At 33.5% G+C, this 11,550-nt stretch carries 7 protein-coding genes and 1 tRNA gene; 4 read left to right on the forward strand and 4 right to left on the reverse strand.

Features of this window, described 5'->3' with window-relative positions; translation table 11 throughout:
- Positions 1-265 precede the first annotated feature (265 nt).
- The gene (locus Q0516_RS01745) at positions 266-1,003 is read left to right on the forward strand and encodes a 2-C-methyl-D-erythritol 4-phosphate cytidylyltransferase (protein ID WP_294468780.1); all 738 of its coding nucleotides are present in this window, start codon (positions 266-268) and stop codon (positions 1,001-1,003) included.
- Positions 1,003-2,832: a LicD family protein gene (locus Q0516_RS01750; RefSeq protein WP_294468781.1), complete on the forward strand. Its 1,830-nt coding sequence runs from the start codon at positions 1,003-1,005 to the stop codon at positions 2,830-2,832. The genes Q0516_RS01745 and Q0516_RS01750 overlap by 1 nt, the downstream gene beginning before the upstream one ends.
- 24 nt (positions 2,833-2,856) lie before the next feature.
- Here the strand turns inward: Q0516_RS01750 and mgtE (Q0516_RS01755) are convergent, their stop codons facing one another.
- The 3 genes from mgtE (Q0516_RS01755) to Q0516_RS01765 form a co-directional block, all read right to left on the reverse strand.
- Positions 2,857-4,188, reverse strand: a complete 1,332-nt coding sequence (mgtE, locus tag Q0516_RS01755) for a magnesium transporter (RefSeq protein WP_257481218.1) — start codon at positions 4,186-4,188, stop codon at positions 2,857-2,859.
- Positions 4,189-4,200: 12 nt separating this feature from the next.
- On the reverse strand, positions 4,201-5,538 hold the full coding sequence (gene mgtE, locus Q0516_RS01760) for a magnesium transporter (RefSeq protein ID WP_294468782.1): 1,338 nt from the start codon (positions 5,536-5,538) through the stop codon (positions 4,201-4,203).
- A 1,239-nt stretch (positions 5,539-6,777) separates the two neighbouring features.
- Positions 6,778-7,626, reverse strand: coding sequence for a patatin-like phospholipase family protein (locus Q0516_RS01765; protein ID WP_257481216.1), 849 nt, complete (start codon positions 7,624-7,626; stop codon positions 6,778-6,780).
- Positions 7,627-7,722: 96 nt separating this feature from the next.
- Here Q0516_RS01765 and Q0516_RS01770 point away from each other — a divergent pair.
- A tRNA-Thr gene (locus Q0516_RS01770) sits at positions 7,723-7,798 on the forward strand.
- Positions 7,799-9,176: 1,378 nt separating this feature from the next.
- Here Q0516_RS01770 and Q0516_RS01775 read toward each other — a convergent pair.
- Positions 9,177-10,490, reverse strand: a complete 1,314-nt coding sequence (locus Q0516_RS01775; protein ID WP_294468783.1) for a patatin-like phospholipase family protein — start codon at positions 10,488-10,490, stop codon at positions 9,177-9,179.
- Between the two features lie 202 nt (positions 10,491-10,692).
- Between Q0516_RS01775 and Q0516_RS01780 the strand changes: the two genes are divergently transcribed.
- Complete coding sequence (locus Q0516_RS01780; protein ID WP_257481252.1) at positions 10,693-11,010, forward strand: terminase small subunit; 318 nt, start codon at positions 10,693-10,695, stop codon at positions 11,008-11,010.
- Positions 11,011-11,550: the final 540 nt, after the last annotated feature.

Genomic DNA, 11,550 nt, shown 5'->3' on the forward strand with positions numbered 1-11,550 from the left:
ACTTGTCTGGAGACGGACTGGGAGAGCGGGTAGTCGCGGGGTTTTTTTTATGTTTAAGATTATAATTAGAATAGTATAATAACTTAAAGCTTCTTTAAAGGACTTCATTTTCATTTAGTGATGTGCTTTAATGGGGCTTTTGAGGTTTATTATTTATATTTTAATATTCTATTATTTTTTATTAGTTATGTTAATAATATAATAATTTGCAATATTATTAATAGCATGATATAATAAAAAATATTTTTAATTAAAGGAGTATATAATGAATATTGCGATAATTACAGCAAGTGGCATAGGTACAAGAATGGGAGAAAAATACAAAAACTCTCCTAAACAATTTATTGAAGTAGAAGGAAAACCTGTATTATTTTATTGTATAGAACATTATGATAAACATCCGGAAATAGATGCAATTATTATAGTTACACTAAAAGACTATATTCCTTTTGTCGAAGATAAAATAAAAGAATTTAATTTAAAAAAAATTGTAGGCGTTGTCCCTGGCGGCAAAACAGTAAAAAAATCTATTAAAAACGGATATGACAAAGCAAAAGAATTAAAGATAAATGAAGATGATATCATTCTTATACAAGATGGCGTTAGACCTATTGTTTTTGATACCGTTATAAGTAATGTCATACAATCAGTTAAAGAAAACGGACCGACTCTTCCGGGGATACCAAATAAAACGGGGAATTACATTATAGCAGAAAATAAAGAGGTAAAAGAAAGATTTAGTAAAAATCAAATTTTTGCTGGCACATCTCCTCAATCTATGACAATAAAAGATTTTGAATTTACTTATAACAAAGCAATGGAAAAAGATATACTTGATGATGAAAGATTCAGTACATGTTATGTTTCACTTGCACATACCCTTGGGAAAAAAATTTATATAGTAGAAGAAGAGGAATTAATGAATCTAAAAATAACAACTCCGGCAGAACTTGAAATATTCAAAGCTATTATGAGAATAAGAAAGGAAGAAAACAGATTATAATGACATTAAGTAAGAAAGATCAAGTACTAAACGTTATAAGAAAAATACAACTGGAAGCATTGGCTGAAATTGATAGAATTTGCAGAAAGCATAATATAAATTATTCCCTTGGTGGCGGCACATGCCTCGGAGCTATAAGACATAAAGGTTATATCCCTTGGGATGATGATATTGATATTGATATGGATAGAAAAGAATTCGAAAAATTCCTTGAAGTATCAAAATATGAATTAAATGAAGATAAATATCATTTACAATGCATCGAAAATGATCCTGAATTTTACTCATTTACTCCAAGATTAATGATAAAAAATACTATACTTAACAATAAGTCAATGGAACTTAGCGGCAATAATCACTGTATCTTTATTGATATTTTTATACACGATTATTTACCAAACAACAAATTAAAAAGAGCATTTTTTTCTAAGCAGATATATTGGACTAAAGTATTAACTTACTATAAATGGTATGGAATTACAAATCATGTTCCACAATCTTTTAAAGCAATGGCAAAAAAATTTGTAGATAAAAAAGACTATAATTACTTTTTAAAGAAATTTGATAAATATGCAAAATATTATTATAAAAGAAACAAAACGACTGATTTCATAATAGATACTTCCATCGTCAACGGTAACTTTGGTGGATTCCCTGCAAGTATAAAAAATGAATATATAGATGTTCCTTTTGAAAATTTAACAGTAAAATGCTTAAAAGATTATGATACTTTTTTAAAAATATTATACGGGAATAATTATATGGAAATATTTCCAAGAGAAAAAAGGACTTCACACCATAAGTGGAAAAGAGTGGATTTAGGTCCATATGCCGAAAAATACGGACTTCCAAAAGAATACGTAAAATATTTGATTATGAATTTGGACAGTGACAGACTAAAAAAAGTAAAACAAGTATCACTTGATATGTTAGACATAATAGATAATATTTGCAAAAAACATAATATTATTTATTATATTAGCGGAAATGATGCTTTATATAAAGCAAATGATACAGAAGAATATGCAAAAATTTGGAGAGATGATATGACAGTATTAATGGATGAAGAAAATTACAATAAATTCATCAATATTGCTCCAAAAGAATTAACGCATTTTTATTTTTTGGAAAATAAAATTTCAAATAATAATTATCATTTCCCATACTCCAAATTAAAACTAAATTATACTTATTTCAGAGATAGAAGAACATTTCCTGCAGATGTTAATCAAGGTCTGTGGATAAATATTGGAGTATTAATCAATACATCTGATGATCCAAAAGAAAGAGAAAAACATTTTAACGATTTAAGTAAAATTTATGATCAAATAAGATTAAAGTGGTTATATAATCCAATAAGAGCACTTAATCTTAAAAACAAAAGTGAAAATAGATATAAGGAATGGCAAATTGCACACAAAAAATCATTAAAAAGCCTATTAGCAAAACAAGAAAAATTAATAAATAAATATAAGTTTAAAAATACAAAATTTTATTTAGAATCAACAACCAGCTTGGTTCCTGTTATGAACTTAAAAAAGTCAGTTTTTAAAGAAGGAGAAAGACTTAATTATTTAGATCACAGCTATATTTTCCCATCTAATCTGCAAGTGTATCTTAAACTGAATTTAAAAGAACGAAATAAAATGAAAAAGCATCTAAAAGATGTAAAAAAATTAAAATTAAATAATGTAGAAAAATATAACGATTTATCTAATAACTTAACTAAAAAACAAGAAGAAAAACTAAATAACAAAGTTTCACTGTTTGAACTTGGAATGTATGATTCAAAAGATTACAGATCTGGAGTATATGATATGGATTTATAAAAAAATAGTTTCTTTAAAAAGAAACTATAAATTCATAATTTTAAGCGCAACATTGAAGTATACGAGTATTGAGCAGGTATCCACAAGGGTCGTAATAAGCGGAGCCGCCATTATCGCAGGGTCGAGCCTAAGTTTCTTCGCAGCAATTGGAAGAACACACCCCATGAGTTTCGCCATTATGATAGTTGCTATGAGAGTTATACCGAGTACCAAAGCGAGAATAGTATCGTGATAGAATATTATTATCCTTATCCCGTTTACTATCGCAAGGGAAACGCCTACAAGAAGTCCTATCTCCCCTTCTTTGAGCATGGCTTTGAATATATCCTTAGGCTCTATTTCATCGAGGGCGAGCCCACGGATTATCATCGTTGAACTTTGTGAACCGCAGTTCCCCCCTGTCCCCGTTATCATAGGGATAAATGCAACGAGGAGCGGAACTGTAGCGAAAGCCGCCTCATAATGTGTTATGACCGCTTGAGTCATGGTTGCGGATAACATCAGAAACAATAACCACATTATCCTGTTCTTTGCATGAGTAAAAGCCGAAGTCTTGAAGTAACTTTCCTCACTTGGCATCATAGCCGCCATTTTTTCAAAGTCCTCGGTGTTTTCTTCTCTGATTACGTCGATAGCATCGTCTACGGTTATGATACCTATGAGCCTGTCTTCTTTATCCACTACAGGTACCGCAAGTAAATCGTACTTATCGAACATCTTTACTACATCTTCCCTGTCCGCCAAGGTATGAGTATAAATGAAGTTGGTCTCCATTATATCCTCTATTATCTCATCCATATCGGAAAGCAGGATATCCTTAGTGGATACAAGCCCGATAAGTTTTTTTGTCTTATCCGTTACGTAGCAGGTGTATATGGTTTCTTTGTCTACCCCCGTAGCCTTTATCTTGTTAAGAGCGTCAAGGACTGTCATATCTTTTCTAAGTGATACGAACTCCGTAGTCATTATGCTTCCCGCACTGTCTTCGGGGTATTTAAGTATTTCGTTTATCATCTTCCTTGTCGTTACGTCGGTATGCTTGAGTACTCTCTTTGCCACATTTGCGGGCATTTCCTCTACAAGGTCCGCCGTATCGTCCACGAATAATAAATCAAGTACTTCTTTAAGTTCTTCATCACTGAAAGCCCTTATAAGATATTCCTGATTATCGTTATCTATTTCAACGAAAGTCTCTGCTGCCGTTTCTTTTGGAAGCAGCCTGAAGATTATGAGCACGTCTTCCATGGGTATCTCATCAAAGAGAGGTGCTATATCGTTTGGATTTAATGTTTCCAAGTACTTTTTCAGTTCATAAAAACGTCTTTCATTTAACAGTCTTAATATTTTTTCTTCCATTTTACCCCTCCTTTAAATGTGTAATATGCTCATTGCTATCCTAAAATATATTATAAGCGAACACGCATCCACCACCGTTGAAATAAGCGGAGATGCCATGACCGCCGGGTCTACCTTTATTATCTTTGCCAAAATTGGAAGGATACAACCCAGTATCTTTGACATAAAGACGGTGCATATAAGGGTAAGCCCCAATACCACAGCCAAAGTTATATTGTGATAAGTAAGGATTATCCTAAGTCCGTTTACAAGGCTCAACACTATCCCCACCATTATGGAAATGGCGCTTTCCTTTTTTACTACCTTTAATACATCCTTAGGCTTTATCTCATCCAGGGACATCCCTCTAATAACCATTGTAGCACTCTGTGAACCGCAGTTGCCTCCGGTATCGCTTATCATCGGAATGAACGAAGCCAAAATGGGAACGACGGCGAAAGCCAGTTCGTAGTGAGTTATTATCGTTTGAGTAAAAGTCGCGGATAACATCAAAAATAACAGCCAGCCAAATCTCTTCTTTGCATGAGTAAAGACTGATGTCTTGAAATAAGTGTCTTCACTCGGAGTCATGGCAGCCATTTTTTCAAAGTCTTCCGTGTCCTCTTCAACGATTACGTCGATAACGTCATCGACGGTTATGATACCGATTAGTCTCTTTTCATTATCCACCACGGGTACAGCGAGCAAATCGTACTTATGGAAAAGCTTAACGACCTCTTCCCTGTCCTCGAGAGTGTTTGCATAAATAATGTTGGTCTCCATTATATCTTCTATTTTATCTTCCATATCTGAAAGAAGAAGATCCTTTGTGGAGACGAGTCCGATAAGTTTCTTTTTAGAGTCCGTGACATATAAGGTATAGATAGTTTCTTTGTCAATACCCGTCGCTTTGATTTTTAAAAATGCATCATATACATCCATATCTTTTTTTAAAGATACGAATTCCGTAGTCATGATGCTTCCCGCACTGTCTTCGGGATACTTCAAGATTTCGTTTATCTGCTTTCTGGTTTTAGCGTCGGTATGCTTTAATATCCTCTTTGCTACACTCGCAGGCATTTCTTCTATAATGTCTACGGTATCATCTACAAATAATAAATCCAAAACTTCTTTCAATTCGTCATCGCTGAAAGACTTTATAAGATATTCCCGGATATCGTTATCCAGTTCTGCAAATACATCGCTTGCCGTGTCTTTTGGCAGAACACGAAAAATAAGCGGAATGTCTTCCAATGGTATCTCATTAAAAAGAAGAGCGATATCCGCAAAATTCATTTCTTTTAGTACATCTTTTATCCTTCTGAAGTCACGACAATCTAAAAGTTTTAATATTAATTCTCCTTTGTTCATGTTTTTGAATTGAATGCAAAAACTAAACCTTAGGAGTATATTTAATTAGCTCGAAAATGAACGCACTTTTAAAGCAGTACGTCCTAAACTGATTATAATACGCCCTCCAGGTTCAGTGCTGATACTACTTCCCGCATCCATTTTCTTCACCACCTTTTCTTTATTTATCTAATAATTTATTATATTCTCTTTTAAAAATTTTGTCAACGATTTTACTCTTTCATTTGCTTTTCTTTAATAAATATAACAAATATCGAAAGTAAATAAAAAAAGGCGGGCACTACGCCTGCTAAAGCAGAATCCGCGCCCGCATACTTACTTTTCATTATTCGATAAAATATAGGATATAATGATACTAAAAAAAACACTTAAAGGATTTAATAAATACATTAAACATTATAAGATCAATAGTCATACCAAGTAAATTGTTTAAAGAAAATCCAGCTAACAGCTATAAAAAATCAATTTTCACTCAACCTTCAAGCACATTCTAACAAAATTTACTTAAAATTAAAAAAACTGATATTATTATATATTTTTTCATACCCTGATTTTAATTCATATGAAATCAAACCAAATTAAATCCTATATAGGAAATCTAGTCAATAATATTATAATGATGAGCTTCAAACATCGCCTTTAACATAAAACTACAATTAAATTTTACATAAATTATTAAAAAAAACCGCTCTCCCATTATTCTATAGCTCGATGTTTTCACATACTACCTCAAATATTTGTTTAGTATTTAAGACAAAAGCAGAAACCTTTATTATCACAACAAGGTACTAGGGTAAGTCCCGTTCACCACTTATTTATACAAGGGTCCTCTACAACTCTCCATTTTTGACTATAGTAAGACTATAGTAAGACTTTACTGGAAACTTACTAAATTTTGATTAATGACATTTAGAAATAAAAACACATAGAATAACATGGCTGCGAAGTTATACTGCGAATTAAATTTAAGAAAGGCAAGCTTCTAAATATATATTAAAACCATTACCAAATGACCATAAATGTCAATTACATAACGGCATAATTTCACAGTCTCGCTGGTCTCTAAGCTTTACTCAGTGAAGCCTTAGTAAACTTTAAGATTTATAAAATTCCTTTGGAGTTTTTGGTCTGTACAATATAAATAAAATGGCACCGCCGGACGCGGTGCCTGAGAACTCCAATAAGAAATATTAAGTTAACAATTAAAATATTATAATAATTTTTATAGACTTAAAATAATTATTTACCAAACATCTTAACTATCTCATTCATATTAGACATTGCTTCTTTATACCCAAAATCATAGACCTGTTTTATATAGTTATCGTCAAGAGTAAGCTTCGTATCTTCCAAATAAGGATTTATCACCAAATCAGAAGCGTTGATACCGTCGTAAAGGCTCCTGTCAGCCATTATATCTATGGTAGCGAAGAGCATATCGAAGTACTTCGTGCTGTCGGTACCTATCTTGGAATACTTCTTCAAGTTTATGCTAAGCACCCTGTCGGCACCGTTGTCCTTCAATATATCCGCAGGCATATTATTTAAAACAAGCCCGTCGACGAGAGTATATTTATCGCTCACAACGGGAGTAAACACTCCGGGTATTGCACTGCTGGCTCTTACGGCAGTTGCAAGTCTTCCCTTATCCATGACAACGAGCTTACCGCTTTTCAAGTCCGTACTCACCGCCCAGAAAGGTATAAGAGTATCGCTGAACAGCTTATCTCCTCCGATACCCAAAAAGAACTTTTCTATATTCTCCGAATCTATCGCGGGAGAAAGGGTTATCCCTTTAAAAGAATTTATAAAATCCTTGGCGGAATCGAAGCTGAGTTTATTCCTGACACTTTTATAATTGATTATATCCCTTACTTCCATACTCAAAGAATATTCAAGCATTTCATCGGCACTTATCCCAAGGGCATACAAAGCACCTACGATACTTCCCGCACTGTTTCCCGAAGCCATATCGAACTTGATACCATTCTCTTCCAAAGCCTTTATAACTCCGATATGAGCAAAACCTTTCACTCCGCCTCCGCTGAAGCATATCCCCGTCTTTTTCTTTTTGATAAAGTTAAACATTTTCTCACCTCTTAATTAAATTATATACGAAAATTCAAATAAGTAAACAATACTTATTGACACTTAATGATTTTTTAATTAAAATATAACTTGTGGGCTGGTATAACTCAGCTGGTAGAGTAACTCATTCGTAATGAGTAAGTCGTCGGTTCGAATCCGACTATCAGCTCCATTAAAAGAATATTAAGGGCGATGCCCATTAAACCCCAAAGGTTTTAGGATTTTCCTAAGACCTTTTTTATATAGGGCTACGCCTTACTATCTTTTAGATTTCGACCTAAAGGGCGACCATCTTTTCTGAAGGGGCGCTGCCCCTTTCACCCCGCTAAATCTTTGCTCGCCCTAATTCGCAAATATTGCTAAAGCAAATTTGCTGCACAGCATAACTTCGAAATCATGTTATTTAGCATTCTAAAGCATGCCTAAGTTTAATAAATTAAACTTAGCAAAATTTCTTTGAAATTTTCAAATAGTCACAATATGAAAAAAAGTCTTCCACTCAAGCCACGGCGGCTTTCAACGCTACCGGATTTTCTACAAAATGCTGCCCGCATTTTGTGAAACAGTCGCTATCCACCCCCAATAAAAAGGAAACTTTTTGATAGTAAATAACTTTTAGATATAAAACACAAAAAAAGAATGAAAATGCTCTTTTTATCTATTTAAACTTACTGAGGTCAATCAACCACATATTACCTGAAAAGTTTATATGTTCTTTTTTTAAGATAAAAAAGAACGAAAAAATCTCCACTCAAGCCGTGGTGGCTTAGCCTTCGGCAGAAGAGATATTAAACTTACTGATGTCAATCAACCGCATATCACCTAAAAAAGTTATTTATCTTATAGTTAATAACAACTTTATATGAAATAAGAAGAGTAAAAAACAGATATAAAAGAATATTAAATTTAGGATTGTCTGTCATATTCAATTTATTTAAAGCTTTGTTTTCAAATATATAAAAGCAAGGTCTTTTTTTATTTATACTTCTTAAGCTAAAAAATTTATATTATTAAAATGTTAACCGCTTACGATTAGCGTGGTAGTTTTTAACGCAATCTGAGTTGACTATTCACTGTTCATTAGAACATATAGATTTAACTTTTGTTAAATTTATTCAAGCTTTAGCATGATGAATAATACGATTCCTCAGTTTTTAATGCATCGGATTTTCTAAGGAATATTTGTGAGTTACTTTTCAATGCTATCCGAGATTTTTAAAGTGACCGCTAACCTGAACTAAATAAAAGGAAACTTTTATATTTTAATACTAAAAAAGACCTCAAAAAAGAATGAGACTGCATTCTTTTTTTATTGTCTTACATATCTAAATCTTAATTATTATATAAAAGTTTCATTAATTTCATTTTACTTAGAAAAAACTTTGCGGGGTGTAAGAGGCGGTGCCTCTTCGATTCCCCTACAAATTTCTTCCAAAATGTAATAAATATAAAAAAACGTTCAAAAGGTGAAATATCCATGTTTTATTGTGGAAAACTGTGGATAACCTGTTGGTATGTTAATAACTTTCGGGATATTTCGGGTTTTCGCCTTAAAAATCGGATTTTTTCTTGTTGATAATCTTAGGCATAAGAGAAAAATCATCGTAATTAAGTCGGTTCATTATAATAAAAGATGTAATGAATGCTATGGTTATTTTAGGTGAAGTGGTATATAAGATAGATTCGATAAGAGAACTCCTGTTGCTTGCAAAAATTAGCAGAGAAAGAAGCGTTTTCTTGTCGAAATTCATATCCGAACTCATTGCAAGATTGAATATCCCCTCGTCCAAGAGTGAAGATATCTTTCCTTCGTTTAATATAAGTTCATTTACTTCCCTTATTACTTCGAGTCTGAACTCCTCGTATGAATACTCTTTTATCGGATCCAGTCCCACAACGTCCGCGGTTATTTCAAGTGCCGCCATAAAAAATCTTTCGTCTCTGATAGGGATATCCCCGTAGTCGTATCCGTTCCTGTCTTTATAATAATCGTTGACAAACTCTATATAACTCTTTATCCTTCTGTCGCTGATAAAAAAATTAGCAAACCTGTCGTCCATTATAAGCCTTGATATATCCTTCGGCTTAAGAGATATATCGTAATTATCAGCCGGTCTATTTACATAATAATGACTTGAGAGATATTCGTCGTTATATAACTTCGTATCCAAATATCCCTTATTTATATTTTCCTTCAGCTGTTTGCTGTTGAATAAAAACTGTCCGTAGAGAGTATGCTTGCTTATTATGGTATGGACGGTCACGTCGTCCGCTACCTTTTTCTTTGTGATATTGCTTAGAGGAGGATTTATATCGACTTCGATTATATCCTTATAGCCTCTGTCTGCAAGGGGACCTCTCGGAAGATTATCATAGACTCCCCCGTCTACAAACACCTCTTCGTCTATTTCCTGCCTGTAGAATATAGGATAATTTGCGCTTGCAAGGATATAATCTATCATCTTGCCCTTTGGCATATCGTCCTTGAATATGATTATAGGCTCCAATGTCGTAAGATTAAAAGTAACGACGCCGAAGTCTATATTGCTTTCTCTTATCTTCTCTTCATCCAGATTGGCTCTCAGTATTTCCTCCAATTTGGATATATCCCTTATCCTGTCCACCATGTTGCTGTCTTTGTTGTATATGGTCTCGGGAGTTATCTGTGTCCAGAGCTTTATCGCCCTTTTAAAATCCTTCTGTGCTACCAAGGCACCGTTCACGGCTCCTATACTTGTGCCGCACACCGATCTTATATTTATATTTTCTTCTATCAAAGCTCGCCATACTCCGATTTCATAGGCGCCTCTGACGCCTCCTCCTCCGAGAGCGAGAGCATAAGTCTTATTTTTGTCAAATTTCATTTTGTTACCCCTTAATGTTTATATTTACATTTTATCATAATATCTTGGCGTATTTAATAAGTATATATTAAATTAATTGTATTTTAATGTTTAAATATGTAAAAATACTTGGTGAATTTTTTCCCTTTAGGGATGATAACATTTAGATTAAATAAGCACGTCGGTGCTTATTTTTTTGTACTGCTATGTAAGGAGGGATTATTTGAAAAAAGATGAGACAAAAGAAGACTTGAGCTTAAGCGATGTTATAGAAGAAGTTAAAAAAATTGCTTTTCATAATCTTTCTGACGTGGTCATTGTAGAGAGTGAGGGGCTGGAACTAAAGGATTTTGATTTGGAAGACAGAGCCATTAAATCGGTGGAATTTACCGGAGGGAAACTAAAGCTTCAGTTTTACGATAAGCTAAGGGCTTTGGACTTACTCAGCAAAATACTTGAAAAAGATACTGCTGAAGTTTCAAAAGAGGAAGATGAAGAAGGGGTGATAGTCAATTTCAAAAATATAAGCGATTATACTTAAAACAATCAAGGCTTTGCGGGGTTTCACCCCGCACCCCACCAAAAATTTGCTCGTCGGGTTCGCAAATCTTGCTAAAGCAAATTTGCTCATGTTATTAAATGTGTTTCACACATCTAAAATTTGCTTTAGTAAATTTTAGAAAGCCTTCTTCGAAGTCTTTTAATAGTCAAAATATGGATTAAAGGACGCCACTCATTCGCCGTGGCGACTCTTAACGCGGTCGGATTTTGGAAAATTGCTGCCCGCAATTTCTCCAAACGACCGCTAACCCAACCCACTTGTATAAAAGGTTTTACTAAATATTAAAGTAATAATTCTTATAAATAGATATTACTTTTGATAATTAAAAACTTACTAATAAAATCAAAAAACTTACTTAAAAAAGTGGCGGAGTAGAGTAAATCGGTCATAGACAGAATAAGGAGACTCGCAAATATTCCTTTGGAAATCTGCTCGTGCCCGTTAATGTGCTAAAGCACATCTGAATTTGAAAAAATCCAGCCCATTTTTCAAATGGGTAATCAGTCAAATGCTTCCGCT

The sequence above is a fragment of the uncultured Anaerofustis sp. genome (genome assembly GCF_938029165.1).
Taxonomy (GTDB): Bacteria; Bacillota; Clostridia; order Eubacteriales; family Anaerofustaceae; genus Anaerofustis.

Coding starts and splice junctions, on each gene's coding strand:
- Q0516_RS01745 (WP_294468780.1), top strand. CDS start 266: ATGAATATTGCGATAATTACAGCAAGTGGCATAGGTACAAGAATGGGA.
- Q0516_RS01750 (WP_294468781.1), top strand. CDS start 1,003: ATGACATTAAGTAAGAAAGATCAAGTACTAAACGTTATAAGAAAAATA.
- mgtE (WP_257481218.1), bottom strand. CDS start 4,188: ATGGAAGAAAAAATATTAAGACTGTTAAATGAAAGACGTTTTTATGAA.
- mgtE (WP_294468782.1), bottom strand. CDS start 5,538: ATGAACAAAGGAGAATTAATATTAAAACTTTTAGATTGTCGTGACTTC.
- Q0516_RS01765 (WP_257481216.1), bottom strand. CDS start 7,626: ATGTTTAACTTTATCAAAAAGAAAAAGACGGGGATATGCTTCAGCGGA.
- Q0516_RS01775 (WP_294468783.1), bottom strand. CDS start 10,490: ATGAAATTTGACAAAAATAAGACTTATGCTCTCGCTCTCGGAGGAGGA.